Origin of the sequence: Shewanella sp. 6_MG-2023, assembly GCF_030547195.1 — a bacterium.
Lineage (GTDB): Bacteria > Pseudomonadota > Gammaproteobacteria > Enterobacterales > Shewanellaceae > Shewanella.
The window spans coordinates 163,023-180,176 of record NZ_JAUOQU010000003.1; the positions used below are offsets into that span (position 1 = coordinate 163,023).

The following is a 17,154-nucleotide window of genomic DNA, read 5'->3' on the forward strand; positions in this document are numbered from 1 at the left end:
ATGAACATGAAAAACTTAAATCTATCCCTAGTCGCCCTTGCTGTAATGGGTCTATCTGCTTGTTCAGACGGTGATGATGGTTCAAACGGTGCCGATGGTTCGAACGGTTCAAATGGTTCAACGAGCCTTATCGTGCAAACAGCTTTAGCTATTGGCGATGCAAACTGTCCTAACAGCGGCGTGCAAATTGACTCAGGTATTGATACCGACAGCGATGGTGAATTGCAAAGCACTGAAGTCACAGCCACTGAATACGTCTGTGCTCCTGGTAATTCAACCGTTAGCACCAGCGACATATTAACCAGCGTTAACAACGATTGGTTTGTAGCAGGTCAGCAAGAAATCACCGCAGCACGCCAAAATTGGCTTGCTGCCACAACGCCAAGTATGGCTACAACGAGCAGCGCTAAAACATCAGTACCATCTGTTGCGGCAACTAATGCTAGCGCCTTAAACGAATTACGTGGCAGTGCTAAAAACGTGATTTTATTTGTCGGTGACGGCATGGGCATTTCAACGGTGACAGCAGCGCGTATTTTAGAAGGCCAAATGCAAGGTAAAAACGGTGAAGAGCATAACCTTTCATTCGATACCTTCCCATTTGCAGGCTTAGCTAAAACCTACAACGTTGATGCACAAACCCCTGACTCAGCAGGCACTATGACTGCAATGATGAGCGGCGTTAAATCTGACGCTGGTGTCTTAGGTGTTGATGAACATGTTGAGCGCGGCGACTGTAGCACTGTTGCGGGCACAGAGTTAATTACCGCATTAGAACTGGCTGAGATCGCGGGTAAATCTACAGGGGTTATCTCAACGGCGCGTATTACTCATGCAACGCCAGCGGCGACCTACGCAAAGTCAGCTGATCGCAACTGGGAAGATATTTCCGACATGCCAGAAGATGCGGTATCCGGTGGTTGTAAAGATATTGCTGACCAATTAGTCAACTTCGAAGCCAACCTAGAAGCGCGTATTAGCGGTATTGATGTTGATGGTATCGACGTGGTAATGGGCGGCGGTCGTCGTCACTTTTTACCTAAAGATGCTGCTTATAACTCAGCAGATGCCGTCAGTTCAATTGAAGGTGACCGCACCGATGGTCGTGACTTAACTGCAGAATGGCAAGCCACTTATGCAGACGGTGTTTATGTGATGGATCAAGCAGGTTTTGATGCCATTGATGCCGCTAGCACGACTCGTGTAATGGGCTTATTTAACGAGTCTCATATGCAGTATGAAGCTGACCGCGCTAATGATGTTGCGGGCGAGCCATCGGTTGCAGAAATGACCGCTAAAGCCATTGATATCCTTGATAACAATGATGAAGGTTTCTTCTTAACCGTTGAGTCAGGTCGTATCGACCACGGCCATCACGCAGGCAGTGCATACAACGCCCTAACGGACACAATTGCATTTTCTGATGCGATTGCCAAAGCCGTTGAAATGACCGATATGTCAGATACGTTAATCATTGTCACCGCCGATCATGGCCACGTATTTACCATTGCTGGTTACCCTAAACGCGGTAATCCAATCTTAGGTAAAGTGGTTGGCATTGGTAGCGAAGAACCATCAACTGCGGCAGATGGCATGCCATACACCACACTGGGTTACACCAATGGTCGCGGCTATAAAAACCTCGGCACTGAAACCGATGCCGATGCTGGATACGGTGAAGATATTACTGCAGGTCGTTTTGACCTAACCGATATCGACACTGCTTCAACAGGTTTTCACCAGGAGTCTTTAGTGCCGACTAGCTCTGAAACCCATGCGGGTGAAGATGTCGGTATTTATGCTTACGGCCCAGGGGCAATGTTAGTTAACGGCACCAATGAACAGAGTGTGATTTATCACATCATGGACTTTGCCGCCGACTTAACCAACAAAGCGAACGCAGCAATAGCGAACTAAACCGTTCGCTTACAAGCGAACGAGCCTAAAAGCCAAGGCTGCAACCTAATTGCAGCCTTGGTTTAATTGATTATTTTAGCCTTAACCTTTTTATATCGACATGCATCACTATCAGCAATGTCATAGGAGTTCCCGTGAAGTTACCTCTGCCTTTATCAATCATGTTTTCAAGTCTGCTTATCACTTTATCCGCTGCAAGTTACGCCCAATGCGACTTATCCTCGTCAAGCTTACAGGCAAGTTATCAACTCACCTCCACTGATAGTCCAGTCAGCCAACACCAGAATAAAAGCTGCCTTAATTTATGGCGCCAAGGCAATACCGTGGCGCATCAATACCCGCAAACTGATATCACTGAATCATGGTTTTTGCTCAATAATAAGCAAATCAAACCCACCCGTTTTTTTGATGGCTATCAACGCGGTATTGAATACCAACCAGGCGAAGTGGTTCACGGCAAGTCTGAACACGACTGGTCATATCGTTATCAATTTATCTCTGACAAGCTTATTTCACAGTTAACACTTAGCACCGAAACAGGCAAAGGCTGTGAGCGTCAGCAAGTGCTCACTCAAACCTCTGCAAACAGTAAAATTGAGCTAGTTTGGTTACCTGAACTACAACTTATCAGCCGCTTTAGTTGGACAAAAGGCCAAGGACAACATCAAACACATGAGCAATGGCAACTCACTGAACTCAGCCATGATGCAGATAAAGTCGCTGCTTTTTTCAAACAGCTTAATCATTACAAAATGACCGATTATGCCGATATTGGCGACGATCATAGCGATGAGTTTTTAACGAACATGGTAACTTTGGGGTTTGTTGAGCACGGCGCATCTGGGTTTTATGACACCGAAGGCAAAGCGCTTGCAGGTAATGGGCATGCTCATTAAGCATTGAGCATTGAGCATTGAGGGCAGTAGAAGTAATCCAATAAAAATGCCGACTTTCTGATTAAGCTACACAGTATTGGTTACTGTGTGCCTAGGGTCTGTTGATCTTTCACGGTTGTTTTTGCAGCGAATTGTTGGCCATTTATACAAGACAGAGGCTTTGCAGTGTAGTTATTCTACATAATAAGCCGATAACGAAGTAAAAATGGCCAACAAACGCTGTCCGAAGGATTCGGCTAAAAACGAATTACGCTTTGTTGAGTGAATTTTTTGCAAACAAAGAGCGCTTAGATTGCTAGGCTGCACTCCACTCGCCGCGCTTAATTCGTTTTTATCTCGAACAAAATGCCACCAGCAAAGATCAACAGACCCTAGAGAATACTCGGCAACTTTCAGTTTATTCGCATTTGAACGAATTAATAACTTAACGTTAGCTGTTAAAATAGCTGTTAAAAATAGCCGTTAAAATTAAAAGCTACGCTCTGTGGTTTCACCATTAATCACAATAACCTCTTGCTCATCGGCATGGAGGAAAAAAGCCGGATCATCTTCTGGGGTATTTGGCAATTCAGGGTCATCATTTTGCGCAACGCAGGTATAACCTAAGCTGTAGTTATTGGCGACCACAAAACCAAACTCATAGTCATAAATTACAACATCATCGTTTGCATCCAAAACAGGATTAACTCTGGCTGCTGCAATAGGCGCCACCATGATGAACTGACTTTCGCTATCACGAAAATCATCCATATTTTCAAGGGCTGTGGCTTCAGGGTATAAATACACTGCGGAGCTAAACTCTGAGCCCCCAGCTGCCATTTCACATTGCTCAATCACCTCAGTAGAGACACTACCATTAATGGCGCCAACCTCTGCACTATTTACCAATTGCACTGATGTTGGCTTTAAGGTCCAGTAGTCTTTATTACCTTTTGGCCCTTGTAAGCCTTTTTGTAAATTAAACTCAGCCACAAAACTATTGTTACCCGCTGCTATGGTGAATGCTTTATTAAAGAATAAACGTCCAGTATTGTCATCATCTGCACCAACCCCGCCACAACTGCCATTGCTGTTAGTGGTTAACCCTGCAATGGTTTCGTCCATCGTTTGTACATAGGAGCTTTCTTCATTGGCCACTTCACTGTTTTCCATGTAAATACACATTTGGTACTCACCGACAGTAACCTCTTGGCCGCTGACTAAGGTTTCAACGTCTGAGCCTTGAAATTCGAGTAAATCGACTTGCTTTAATTCGCCGTCTTCTGACACGTCAAATGAGATACTGCCAGCATCAGTTTTTTTAACACCACCTGCTTAAATGCGATGGTGACTTTTTCTGCATCAGCAGGGTTATCTGATACCCCTAAATTAAAGGTGCCAGTTTCAATGACAGGAGTAGAGTCATCATTATCGCTTCCGCCACAGGCCGTTAATAATCCAGCCGTTGCGATAAGAAATGCTATTTTTGAAAGTTTCATTGGTTATCGACCTTTATCATTACAACCTAAGGTTGAAGTGTAGCATAGCAAGTCACAGCACAGCTCGACGAAAGCACAGTCGTATCAATACCTACGCCCAAATAACACTTAGGTCATGACAATGTTAATGTCCTGCCGTGCTTGGTCCATAACCACCAAACTTGGTAGCAAAATAGCCAATAATCCAACCCGCGATTAATCCATCGGCAACAAACCAAAATGGCGATTGCAATGCACCGCCCAGACCGAATATGGCGAAGTGGTTCATAGTAAATCCGCAAGCAAGAGTGATATCGACTTCAGTTTATTCCTTACAAGCTCATCTGGCATGATGATAATGTGTCTAACCGCCTAACTTTATTTTAAACCGTGGATATTACCTAAATATTCATTTTCAATATTTGTAGATAACTCCCATACACTTGCTTATGAAGATTGAAATAAAACCAGTGCATTATTGGTTTCAAATGACTACCTTTAATAAGTACAAACATAAACGATGTTTGCCATCGATTGGAGACCGAAATGGATAAAGCACTGCAAACCATGATTGCTAATATGCCAGAAAAAACAGGCAAGTCATTACCAGAGTGGCTCGATATACTTGCAAAGCTGAACATTGAAAAGCATGGAATGGCAGTAAAATATTTGAAAGCTGAACATGATGTTAGCCATGGGTTTGCCAATACCATCGTCACCTTATCAAAACAAAAAGACGAATCAGCTGATGAGTTAGTCACTCAACAATATCAAGGCAAAGAAGCCCTGACGCCAATCTATGATGTGCTTATTGCTATTGTGAGCGGCTTTGGCCAAGACGTAGTGATAACCCCTAAAAAAGCGACAGTGAGTATCATTAGGAAAAAACAATTTGCCCTGATTAAACCTGCGACCAAAACCCGTATCGACCTAGGGTTAAAAATCAAAGACACACAACCTCAAGGTTGCCTTGAAGATTCTGGGCCTTTTGGTGCAATGTGTAGCCATCGCATACAATTAAAAGATATTGCGGATGTGAATGATGAAGTAAAGCAATGGTTGCTTTTAGCATACGATCAATCTGTTTAATAGCAGTGATACAGGTTAGCTGCTTAAACTGAATTCATGAGTTAAGAATTTCAGTTAGGCAGCCAAACCAACCCATTAAGCTCGATAAAAGCCTTTCATTACCTTCCCGCCGTACTTGGTCCATAACCACCAAACTTGGTAGCAAAATAGCCAATAATCCAACCCGCGATTAATCCATCGGCAACAAACCAAAATGGCGATTGCAATGCACCGCCAAGACCAAATATAGCCACCATTAAGGCTTGGATTTGATCATAGGCCACAAAGGTAAACACCAGATTCATCCAGCCGCCCATTATGGTTGCGGTTAGCCACCAAGGCATGGCTATTTTTAACACCGGATGATAATCAAATACCCCAGCAAGCCCAATAATGGCGCCAAAAGTGATATACCACAGCAGTAATCCCCACAAAAACAATAAACTGGTTTCTGGGGCAAGCCATGGCACTATCCAAAAGCACAATACCCCAAAGGCTAAACCGATAAGCTTGCCCACGGCGGTGCGGGTGACTAAAGAAGGGTTAGAAATCATAATGACCTCCATACTATTTGAATGAGTCAGGTAAATCACCTGACTGATTTAGCCACGGCGATTAAGGGCTGCTATTAGCGGTTCACAACAGCGTTTATTCACCGCCAAGGTTGTTGTAAAGACCTCCATATTAGCCCTATCTGTTAACCCTCAATGTGATCTTGGATAATCAATGCTTGGATTAATACTTAATTATTAGCCAAGGCGAAACAGCAATAAGGCTCGCTCATTGTCAGTGCTTTTATTAGTTTGACCATCATCAAGCTGAGCATCATGAATAAAGCCATTGCTGATAAGCACTTTAATAGAACCCAAATTATCTTGGGTCACTTCGGCAAATATTGGCCTTTGAGTTTGCTCCGCTAAAAAGACTCTTAAGGCATTAGTACCGATGCCCTGACCCCAATAGTCTCTCCCAAGCCAATATCCCAATAGCCATTGCTGCTCACTTTGCCATAAAACCACACTGCCAACGATATCGTTATCAACAATTATCGCTTTGGCTGTTATATCAGCATGACTCAAAATATTGCTCTGCCAATGTTCAAAAAAGGCATTACGGTCTCTCGCCGGAAAATCGGCCATCTCATTAGCCTGTGGATCGGCTTGAAACTGATATAAATGTTCTAAATCGGTGGCTAATACATTCCTAAGCTGTAAGTGCATGCTTCCCTCTCATCTTTCATTCCATTAATTGCATTTCGACGCGCTCTTTTATCAGTATGCTTATGCAAAATTGCCAAAAATTGATAAACTGTCTGGCTTAAACCTAACCTTTCTTCAGATTAATCTCTACTCACAGGAAAACCATAGTGACCGATTCATCAATGCGCCTTAATAAATACATCAGTGAAAGTGGCATATGTTCAAGACGTGATGCCGACCGTTTTATTGAGCAAGGCAACGTGTTTATTAACGGTAAGCGTGCACAGGTCGGTGACCAAGTTAGCTTTGGTGATAAAGTAAAAGTAAACGGTCAAGATATTGAGCCAAGAGATGCTGAAGATTTAGTCTTTATCGCCCTTAATAAACCCGTGGGCATTGTCAGTACCACCGAAGGCACCGAACGCGATAACATCGTCGATTTCGTCAATCACTCAACCCGCATATTCCCTATTGGTCGTTTAGATAAAGACTCCCAAGGTTTAATCTTTTTAACCAATAATGGTGACTTAGTTAATAAAATCCTCCGCGCGGGTAATAACCACGATAAAGAATACGTGGTCACGGTGAATAAACCCATTACCGATAGCTTTATCAAAGGCATGGGCGCTGGGGTACCGATATTAGGGGTAGTCACGAAAAAGTGTAAAGTTGAACAAGTATCACCGTACGCTTTTAAAATCGTATTAGTTCAAGGTCTTAATCGCCAAATTCGTAGAATGTGTGAACATTTTGGCTTTGAAGTCACCAAGCTTGAACGCCAACAAATCATGAACGTCAGCCTCAAAGGTCTGCCAATCGGTGAATGGCGTGATTTAGATAAGCAAGAGCTAGATGTATTGTTTGAGATGATTAAAGACTCATCATCAGAAGACAAAAAAGCCCCAAAGAAAAAGTCTCAGCCTAAAGTTAAAACCGTAGCTCGTGAAAAAATTGAAGGCCCAGAGCACTTTATGCAGCACAACCGCAGCACCAAGCATAAAGGCCAAGCAAAAGGTGGCGGTAAAGGCCAAACTAAAGGTCAAGCTAAGGGAGCAGGTAAAGGCGGCAAAGGTAAGCCAAGCGGCGGTCGTAAGCCAAATCGCGCGCGTTAATTAAGCCGAGTTGAAATTGCGTCATTCGCCTTACTCGTTTTAACTCTCGCACTAGAAATAAAAAGCGCCAATATAAGAATATTGGCGCTTTTTATTGTTTGCAGCTCAGCTGCAAGCTAACCGTAGCAATACATTCGCTGGTAGATATAGCAACTCTGAAACAAGCCTAGAGATGGTTGTACTAGCGCAATAATAAAACAAAAAATACCAATAACTATGAAACACCCAAGGTAATTTAATCAGGTTGCTGCAAAATTTAATGGTAAATGACTAAAAGTCACTTAATTTAAACCCACACTCATCAAAGTAAAATCCTTCCTAACCGATAATTTATTTTTCTAGCTTAGATGCTCTCTAACGCTAATAAAGCAGCCCCTATCGAACGAGAACAAACTCATACCACATCCTAAAGTATGTGTAGATAAGCCAAGCACACCCTTTGTGATAATTGTCAAAAATAATAATAACCGCCATGATCGCAACGCGAGTTTATTTAGCCTATTTAAGCTCGCAATAAAGTGAAAATCATCAAGCTATCACTACAGATAGTTAATACATGGATATGGAGTTTTTAAATGGATTTAAATCGTAATTGGTGCAAAACAATTATTGCGTCTGCACTTACAATAGCTTTAACGGGTTGTGGTTCTTCTGATTCAGATGAAGCAACACAGAAGAATGTTGCACCTTCTATTTCATCAAGTGCGCTAATCACTGCGACAGAAGATACTGAATATCGTTACCAAGTTACTGTAACAGATCCTGATGATGCTAATAACGGCACTGATTTAGGCTTTTCATTAACCAACCCTCCAGAAGGTATGAATGTCTCTGACACAGGACTTATTACTTGGACTCCGACTGAAGGCATATTAACCTCCGGGCTAATGTCTGTAATTGTGACTGATGGTGGCGAGGATAATGCTGTAGCTTCAGGGCAAAGTTTTGAAATTATTGTCACACCAGTTAATGATGCTCCTACAGTTACATCTGTGGACGAGCAAACAGTCATTGCCGGCTCAGCATTCTCTTATCAACTTATTGTCACTGACGTTGATGATGTCGATATTGAGAATGACATTAGCTTTGAAATGATTACCGGTCCAGCTGAATTATCGATTTCTGCATCAGGCTTAATCAGCTACGACTCTACTGTCACCGAAACCACCAAAACTGATATTTCGATACAAATTGCTGACGGCGGTGAAGATAGCGCTGCGCCAGCTATCGTTAACTTTACACTTGAAGAGCAGTTTTTTATCACTTTAAATGGTATGACAATTAACTATTTCAACGGTGAAGCTATTTCAAATAGCCAAATTGCTGTTTCAAATGGTAATGAAATCATCCAAAGTATCGAGTCTAATGAATCTGGCGCTTTCTCTGCGAGCGTACAAGATACTCAGCTAACTGAACGAATGACCTTTACCGCTGATGCGACAGGTTATTCAGAGGCGGCGTTGAGCATTTCAAATAATGAAGTTGCTCAAGTTCATAATTTATTACTGCAGCCTGTACACACAACCGTTAACTTTGACGTCACGCAAGCAACTGAATTAACTGTTGAAGGTAGTTTATTAGTAAGTTTGCCTGAAAACAGCTTAGTGGATGCCGATGGAAACCTAGCGGCAACTGCGGTTGTTGCAGAGCTTACCGTCATCAACCCCGCCATTGATATTGAAATGATGCCTGGCGATATGTTAACAACCACAGAAACGGGTGAAATTGCACCAATTGAATCATTTGGTGCAATTACTGTTAGCTTCGAAGATGAATCAGGTAATCCATTACAGTTGGCTGAGGGAAAAACCGCTGAAATTCAGATCCCTGTTGTAGGATTTAATCCTCCAGCGACTATCCCGCTTTACTATTTTGATGAAGTATCAGGCTTATGGATTGAAGAAGGTGAAGCTACGCTCATCACCGACAATGGTGCACAATACTACGCTGGAAATGTTAGCCACTTTACCACCTGGAATGCCGATAGAATCTATGAAACCGTCATGATAAATGGTTGTGTTGAAGATGCCGAAGGAAATCGATTAGCTGGTGCCAGAGTTATATCTGATGGTCGTGATTATTTAGGTCGTTCACTGACTTATTCTGAAGATGACGGAACATTTAGCCTACCGGTTAGAATGAATTCAACTATCCTACTTGGCGCTACCATTGGGTTTCAAAGTCGCACTTCAATTATCGACTCTACCGATTCGGATTTAACATTAGCTTCATGTCTAGTGTTATCAGAGGCGTTAACTAAAATAACCTTAAACTGGGGCGAGGCGCCACGGGATTTAGATTCTCACCTTTATATAACTGATGTCGATGGCAATCAAAATCATGTCTATTTCTACAATCCGAGCGTAGTAATCGAAGAAACTATCATCGACTTAGACGTTGATGATGTAACTAGTTTTGGCCCTGAAGTTATCTCTATTCCAGAATTCCCTGTAGAAGGCACCTACGATTATTATGTGTACAATTTTTCTGGTAGCCCTGAAATCGATCCTGCCAGCACTCGAGTAGAAGTTATCTTTGAGAATGAGCAACATTTATTCACACCGCCAACTGAAAATATTACCCGATGGTGGCATGTAGCCAGTATTGAAAAAATGACTGATGGTGAACTGGTACTGACGGCGCATAACGAATGGGTTGATTCACCTTCTATTGAAATTCCAGAAGAAGTTGAAGCAGCAGCTCAGAGCTCAGCACTGCGTACCAACTCACTTATGCCAATGAAGAAGTTTAACTCTATTGTTAAAGGCTTAATTAACAGCAAGTACTACGCTGAAGAAAATCAATAATTCTATTAGCGTTTAAAATAAAAGGCATTGAGTATTCACTCAATGCCTTTTTTATTCGGTATCACTAGGTTTTTGCAATGTGCTTCTAAATTGCTAAGTTAATTTAAGTAATACCAACATCTGGCCTGTCAATAATGATGACTATTGGATTTTTAATTAACATCTTTCTCTGTAAAACGTTAGCTGATAAACACGCTTAAAACACATCAAAAAGGATGGGGTAAAGCCTAAATACACCCCTTTGGATAATTGTAAAAAAAATAATAACCGCCATGATCTCAATGCGAGTTAATCTAGCAGGTTGCACTCGCAATCAGATTGAACAAACACCTGCAATGATTACAACAAGCGATCACTACAAGCTATCAAAAAAGATAGTCACAAATGGATATGGAGTTTTTAAATGGATTTTAATCGTCATTGGCGCAAAACAATTGTTGCGTCAGCACTTACATTAATTTTAACTGGTTGTGGTGGTTCTTCAGACAGCGATAAGAGCGAAGAAATTACACCTCCGGAAACCACAACCCCTCCAGCTACCACTACACCACCTGAGACGACAACACCGCCAGCAGCGACAGAATACGATCACCAAGTATCTGGATTAGCGGTTTATCAAGGAGCGCTTGTTGGTGCTAATGTTTGTGTTGATTTAAATCAAAACTTAAGTTGCGATAGCGGCGAACCTACCTCGACAACAGACACTGATGGTAACTACCAAATAGATTGGACCAGCGAAGTTGAAACACCAAATTACTACTTACTCGCTAACTGGACCGCCGCATCTTCAGCAACAGCTTTAGCTAACGTTGATCCATTAGCGATAACAGAGCAGCAACCACCTCTAGCAATAAACACTGTGGTTAATTCACAAGGTGAAGGACAACTGCTCGCGACTTCAGAGCATAATGGAGCGATAAACAGTGCCACTCATACCGAGTTAACTCGAATTTTAGCAATGATTAAAGCACAGTTATCCCAACAAGAAGTGAGTACGTTAACACGAGAATTAAAAAGCTTACTTGCCACCTTGTACCAACAAGATGTAGACACTGTTTTTAATATTGATGCTGCAACTTCAATATCCGAACGCATCTTAGTAGTTGAAGCATTTTTACCCTACATTGAGCGATTAATTTCAGGCCAAGTGACAGATATTCTCGTAAATGAAAAAGTCTTAGCTAATACGATTGAAGCAGTCACAACACTATGGAGAAATAGTAACTTATCTTTAGATGAATTTATTAGCCTTGATTCTGACGCCGCACGTACAAATATTAATAACTCACTAATTGCATTAGGCTATGTTGAAGCCCCTATTGATAGTAGCTTGTTATCTCAAGCTGATTGGGCTGTTATTTTTAACAACATTATTAATGAGTCAGGATTTGTTAATACCTTTGTCGTCACTCCCGTAATCAATGATGATTTCGTATTTACTCTACTTCACGAAGATACCCATAAAAATCTAATTGGGGTCTATGGCAATGGCGTTCTTTTTCGATTTAATCCTGATACCGATGAAGATGGTCAAGCAACAGAATGCTGGAACTCAACAACTCAAACTTGGTTATCAGCAAGTGAAGTACCGGACAACTACACCCCTCCAGAACCCTATGTTGAAGGTAATAATTACCACACCTACTACGAAGGCACTGAAGTAGCTTTAACAATTAACTTTGAAAAACTCTTAACTGAAGACACCAAGTGGCAAACCCTATTAGCTGCGAGCCCTAGTTTATTAAACTTAGATGATGTTGAATGGCCAAGTGCAGTTTATAAAATGCAGATGTCGCTGCAAGCTGATGTCATGTGCCGAAATCAAGATGGCGGTGAATCTTATGAGTTACCTGAAAGCTCATCTCCACAACAACTCACAACTACAAACATAGCCGAAACCTTCTTTGAAAGTGATTATCCAGATTACACCCTCATAGATGAAGATGAGCAGACTATTGCTATTCATGATGGTGCAGGAAATATTAGCGAAGAGTACCAATGGACTAAATCAGAAGCACCAAACGGCGCCGATTTAATATCACTTGAGCAAAAAACGGTGGTCTCAGAACAAGAAATGTACACATTTACTAGCCACTACTTGCTAGACAGCAACACATTGAATGAAGTTGAAATCATGTCAGCCACTCCTGAGAATGTGACTGATTCAGGACTATCAATCACATTTGAAAACAGTAGTAGTTTCACAGATCGACTGCTGCAACATTTAACTGACCTATAAAATAATATGTGACATAAAAAAACCAGCATTTCTGCTGGTTTTTTTTATTGAAAAAGAAAAAAAGCATTAAGCGGTTTTCACTTTCCAGTTAACCGTTTCGCCGGCAAAGAATGGCACGATTGGATTCTGATTTGGCAAGATAATTTGCTCAGGAACAACCCACTGTTCTTTCACTAATGTCACTGTACCAGTATTGCGCGGCAAGCCATAAAAGTCGGCACCATGTAAGCTGGCAAAACCTTCTAACTTATCTAACGCACCTAAGTCATCAAACACTTGAGCGTATAGCTCTAATGCAGACCATGCGCTGTAACAACCCGCACAACCGCAAGCTGACTCTTTACGGTGCTTTTCATGGGGCGCAGAATCTGTGCCTAAAAAGAACTTACTTGAACCCGTTGCAACAGCCGCTTGCAATGCTTGCTGATGAATATTGCGCTTAAGTACTGGTAAGCAGAAGTTATGTGGGCGTACGCCGCCAACTAATAAGTCATTACGGTTTAGCAATAAATGCTGCGGGGTAATGGTTGCGGCAATATTGTTTGGGGCTGATGCCACAAACTCAGCCGCATCTTTAGTGGTAATATGCTCAAACACCACTTTAAGATTTGGCATGGCTTCAACAATGCGCGCCATATAGCGATCGATAAAGATTTTTTCGCGATCAAAAATATCAATGTGCGATTCAGTCACTTCACCATGAACTAGCAATAACATGCCTTGTTCGGCCATCACTTCAAAGATAGGAAATAATGCATCTAATGCTTTTACTGCAGCATCAGAATTAGTGGTTGCGCCAGCTGGATATAATTTTGCTGCCACAACGCCCGCCGCTTTGGCATCAATAATGTCTTGAGCGCTGGTGTTATTGGTTAAAAACAAAGTCATTAACGGCTCAAAACTGCTACCAGCAGGACGCGCCGCTAAAATGCGATCACGGTAAGCTGACACCATAGCTGCATCGGTAACAGGCGGTACTAGGTTAGGCATCACAATCGCACGTTGGAATAAACGCGCAGTGGCAGGTACGGTTTCAGCTAGCATATCTCCATCACGGAAATGTAAGTGCCAATCGTCCGGCGTAGTAATTGTCAGTTGCGTCATTGTGAGCCCTTAATATCAATAGCAATAATTTGGCGCTATTGTGCCTGAAAAGGGCTTTTTTTGATAGGTGCTAAACTTAAACGCTGACTTTGCTACAGCAAAAAATATAGCGGCAATTACAATGATAAATTGCCGCGCAAAACGGGGAAATAGCCCCAACAAGCAGCACATCCAACTGAGGTTAAGCTGTCGTTTCAACTCAAGTGCATTAGCAAGTATGATAACCACTCAGCATTAGTCGCCACGGCATAATCAATAAAAAACTAACAAGGACATGTTTGTGATCAAATCCATTCCCCTATTCTTAGGGCAGCAGCTAAAACACACTACGGCCATATCATCAGCGATGCTGGTATCCCTTAGCGTAAATGCGCTGCCGATAGAAAAGATTAAGCTACCACCCAATTTTACTATCGAGGTGTATGCCGATAATGTCGAAAACGCCCGTCAAATGGCGTTAGGCGATAACGGCACCTTGTTTGTCGGTAGCCGCCGCGCGGGCAACCTCTATGCGCTAATTGATAGCAATAATGACATGAAAGCTGACAAACAAATTGTATTAGCCAAGGACTTATTTATGCCATCAGGCATCGCTTTTCATGATGGCAGTTTGTATGTGGCTGAAGTGGATAAAATCTGGCGCTATAGTGATATCGAAAAACACTTACCTAATGTGCCAAAACCTGAGCTGGTTTACGATAAGTTGCCCAATAAAGCGCATCACGGCTGGAAGTTCATCAAATTTGGCCCAGATGGCAAATTATATATCCCAGTGGGTGCGCCCTGTAATGTCTGCGAAAGCGAACTGCCTTTTGCATCGATTTTAAAGCTCGATGTAGAGACTAAACAAACCACTATCGTCGCCAAAGGTGTGCGTAACAGTGTCGGTTTTGACTTTCACCCTGAAACCGGTGAGTTATGGTTTACCGATAATGGCCGCGACATGATGGGCGATGATTTACCTGATGACGAGCTTAATCATGTCACCCAAGTTGGCCAACACTTTGGTTTCCCTTATGTGCATAACGCTGACATCGCCGATCCTGAATTTTCTAATAACGAATTAGCCAAGTTAAATACCCCACCCGTGTTAAACCTCGGCGCCCATGTGGCAGCATTAGGCATGGAGTTTTACCAAGGCGAGCAGTTTCCTGAAAGCTATAAAGGGAATATTTTTATCGCCCAACATGGTTCATGGAATCGCAGCAGCAAGGTCGGCTATCGCATCATGCAAGTGACCTTGGACGGCAATAAAGTAAGTGATTACCAACCGTTTGCCACAGGCTGGCTGCAAGGTGAACAAAGTTGGGGCAGACCCGTAGCGGTGCTCACCATGGCAGATGGTTCGCTACTGGTTTCTGATGATGCCGCTAATGCGGTTTATCGGATTAGTTATTCTGGTGAATAACGTGTATCCATAAATAGCGAATAAAACATATTAAACTAATGGCAATTACAGCAAAGGCCATTGCTAGTTAGCTTACCTATTGTGCAAGAGTATCAGCCCGTCGGTGGTTTAGTTTCCATTGACAGCCCTTCTGATGCAGTTAGATAAACCCAGTTAACAGCAATAATATGTATGTTACCTCTACACATCCTAACAATACACGCGTATATTATCTGTCTCTAACCAATGGATGGTTCGGAAATAATCAAAGGAATGATGATGACTAATGCTTTATTTCGCTCACCTTTATACGAGCAAAAAGAACAAAACCTAAAAACACGTCTGCAGTTATCTCTAGATACCAACAAGATATTTAAAGCACTTGATGCTGACCCGAATACAACAGGGGCAGCAGTGGTGTTTATAGACAATGAATTTACTATTGTGACATTACGCCCTTTCGTTCCAATTTGCCGTAAATACCCTATCCGATTAATTTTACGTGAGCCACCCAAAGATTATTCTGCTGATTATGCAAGTCAACTGAAAAATTCACATAGAGAAAGTAAGCTTTCAGGGGAGTTACTTAATACAGGGTTAAGTTGTGGAGCAGCTGTATTAAGCTGGGTTGTTATCATTGGTTCTACTGCTGCAATTCCAATTACAGGTGGAACAAGTTCTGCGGTGACCTATCTTGGTTATGCTGCAGCTACAGCTTCTGGACTCCAATGTCTAAATGGGGTAGCTAGATCTGCCATGGAAATAAATTCACCTGACAATTTAAATTGGTTAGACGGTCAACAATGGTATAACTCAGCAAATACTGCATTGGATATTATCTCACTCGGCGGTGCAGCCGCCGCAGGTGCTACCACAATAAAAATGGTAAAAACACTCAAACTCACAACGCCTAAATCTTTAACGGAAATTTTAAAAGGATTAAGCAGGCCTGAAAGAAAGCGTTTAACAATGGAAATTCAGCGGTTAAACCAACCCGGTATTAGTGCTCAAGTAATGAAGTCACTGACAAACTCCGGTCAATTAACTAAACGGTATAGTAGTCAGGCTTTAATCAATGCAGTTTCACTTAACCTTAAAGATGCAATTGGAGCAAGTTTGAGTTTTACGGGAAGTTCTCTAAATGGATCAATAAAGAATTTAGCTATCGGAATATATGAGGAGCTAGGTCCCGATGAACGGTAACTTTTTTGAAGAGCATGATTTTTCCCTGTGGATTTTTGCTGTAGGAATTACAGTCATCATGTTAATGATGATTGGAGCTGGTATTGCAGCAGCTATATTTGTTTTTTCACTTGAATACTTGTTCGGAGACTTTACTCCAGAAAAACTTTGGGGGATTCTTATACCCATTGAGGTCATTTTAAGCCTGAGTATTACCTTTACTAATATCATAATTACACGGGGATACCCGAAAGCAGCTAAAGCTAATAAGGCAATTATATACATTATCTTGGCATGCTTTTTATTTGGCTTATTATTTTTTGATCATGAGCTTAGGTGGTTATATCTAAGCTTTATTGCTCTGCCCGCTACTGCATTTTGGCTAATAAATACCACTAAGTACAAAGCATATCTAGCTTATTTTGAAGCATTACACAAAGACCCTGAAGCGTTTAGGTTACAAATGGAAAAAAGGGTTAGCTGATTACTGAAGCTTCCAATGATGGGCGGCTTGTTGGTATTTTCAAACTCCGTTTGAATTAATGTCATGAATTGAGCCTTAATTTGCCAAAGGGTAGCAATCACATTTCCAAACTTCGTTTGGATTAACGTCGTGGGTTTTCCACCCACACCCGAGCAAAAGGGAGTGGACGGCAACTCCCTCTTGCATCACCCTCGCCGCTCCGGCGAAATTTAAACAGCAAAATTTCCAACGGAGAATCATCCAGCTTTTAACTTCGTTTGTAGGCTGCTTCGGTAATCTTCAAAAATCACTAACGCATTCGA

13 protein-coding genes and 1 pseudogene are annotated in these 17,154 nt (G+C 42.0%); 9 read left to right on the forward strand and 5 right to left on the reverse strand.

Translation table 11 applies throughout. The annotated features are described in order from the left end of the window. Positions 1 to 6: 6 nt before the first annotated feature. Both Q4533_RS03020 and Q4533_RS03025 read left to right on the forward strand, forming a co-directional pair. Positions 7 to 1,917, forward strand: a complete 1,911-nt coding sequence (locus Q4533_RS03020) for an alkaline phosphatase (protein WP_102531093.1) — start codon at positions 7 to 9, stop codon at positions 1,915 to 1,917. Between the two features lie 134 nt (positions 1,918 to 2,051). Then, a complete protein-coding gene (locus Q4533_RS03025) occupies positions 2,052 to 2,813 on the forward strand; it encodes a hypothetical protein (protein WP_303501815.1) in 762 nt (253 codons plus the stop codon). A gap of 468 nt (positions 2,814 to 3,281) precedes the next feature. Here the strand turns inward: Q4533_RS03025 and Q4533_RS03035 are convergent. Both Q4533_RS03035 and Q4533_RS03040 read right to left on the reverse strand, forming a co-directional pair. Continuing rightward, positions 3,282 to 4,291 (reverse strand): annotated as a pseudogene (locus Q4533_RS03035) (DUF4382 domain-containing protein). Between the two features lie 124 nt (positions 4,292 to 4,415). Further along, positions 4,416 to 4,559, reverse strand: coding sequence for a hypothetical protein (locus tag Q4533_RS03040; protein ID WP_157936457.1), 144 nt, complete (start codon positions 4,557 to 4,559; stop codon positions 4,416 to 4,418). A 257-nt stretch (positions 4,560 to 4,816) separates the two neighbouring features. Between Q4533_RS03040 and Q4533_RS03045 the strand changes: the two genes are divergently transcribed. Continuing rightward, positions 4,817 to 5,359, forward strand: coding sequence for a DUF4287 domain-containing protein (locus Q4533_RS03045; protein WP_303501817.1), 543 nt, complete (start codon positions 4,817 to 4,819; stop codon positions 5,357 to 5,359). 98 nt (positions 5,360 to 5,457) lie between these two features. Here Q4533_RS03045 and Q4533_RS03050 read toward each other — a convergent pair whose 3' ends face one another. Together Q4533_RS03050 and Q4533_RS03055 are read right to left on the reverse strand one after the other, a co-directional pair. Continuing rightward, entirely contained in the window at positions 5,458 to 5,892 is a 435-nt protein-coding gene (locus tag Q4533_RS03050) for a hypothetical protein (RefSeq protein WP_241901105.1), read from the reverse strand. A gap of 195 nt (positions 5,893 to 6,087) precedes the next feature. Beyond that, positions 6,088 to 6,558, reverse strand: a complete 471-nt coding sequence (locus tag Q4533_RS03055) for a GNAT family N-acetyltransferase (RefSeq protein WP_102475929.1) — start codon at positions 6,556 to 6,558, stop codon at positions 6,088 to 6,090. Positions 6,559 to 6,704: 146 nt separating this feature from the next. Here Q4533_RS03055 and rluF point away from each other — a divergent pair, with 146 nt between their 5' ends. From rluF to Q4533_RS03070, 3 genes are all read left to right on the forward strand, one after another. Further along, on the forward strand, positions 6,705 to 7,649 hold the full coding sequence (rluF, locus tag Q4533_RS03060) for a 23S rRNA pseudouridine(2604) synthase RluF (RefSeq protein WP_303413376.1): 945 nt from the start codon (positions 6,705 to 6,707) through the stop codon (positions 7,647 to 7,649). Between the two features lie 575 nt (positions 7,650 to 8,224). After that, positions 8,225 to 10,456 (forward strand): putative Ig domain-containing protein, encoded by a 2,232-nt coding sequence (locus Q4533_RS03065; RefSeq protein WP_303413374.1) that lies wholly within the window; start codon positions 8,225 to 8,227, stop codon positions 10,454 to 10,456. 403 nt (positions 10,457 to 10,859) lie between these two features. After that, entirely contained in the window at positions 10,860 to 12,695 is a 1,836-nt protein-coding gene (locus Q4533_RS03070; RefSeq protein WP_303501820.1) for a hypothetical protein, read from the forward strand. Between the two features lie 66 nt (positions 12,696 to 12,761). On the opposite strand, the gene pyrC is transcribed toward Q4533_RS03070, so the two are convergent. Further along, the gene (pyrC, locus tag Q4533_RS03075; protein ID WP_303501822.1) at positions 12,762 to 13,799 is read right to left on the reverse strand and encodes a dihydroorotase; all 1,038 of its coding nucleotides are present in this window, start codon (positions 13,797 to 13,799) and stop codon (positions 12,762 to 12,764) included. Positions 13,800 to 14,145: 346 nt separating this feature from the next. Here pyrC and Q4533_RS03080 point away from each other — a divergent pair, with 346 nt between their 5' ends. The 3 genes from Q4533_RS03080 (at position 14,146) to Q4533_RS03090 (ending at position 16,852) form a co-directional block, all read left to right on the forward strand. After that, positions 14,146 to 15,207, forward strand: a complete 1,062-nt coding sequence (locus Q4533_RS03080) for a sorbosone dehydrogenase family protein (RefSeq protein WP_303501874.1) — start codon at positions 14,146 to 14,148, stop codon at positions 15,205 to 15,207. Between the two features lie 258 nt (positions 15,208 to 15,465). Continuing rightward, positions 15,466 to 16,389, forward strand: a complete 924-nt coding sequence (locus tag Q4533_RS03085; protein WP_303501824.1) for a hypothetical protein — start codon at positions 15,466 to 15,468, stop codon at positions 16,387 to 16,389. Continuing rightward, positions 16,379 to 16,852 carry a hypothetical protein gene (locus Q4533_RS03090; protein ID WP_303501826.1) on the forward strand — a complete coding sequence of 158 codons (474 nt, stop codon included), beginning with the start codon at positions 16,379 to 16,381 and terminating at the stop codon, positions 16,850 to 16,852. Before Q4533_RS03085 ends, Q4533_RS03090 begins: the two co-directional genes overlap by 11 nt. The last annotated feature ends 302 nt before the right edge of the window (positions 16,853 to 17,154 follow it).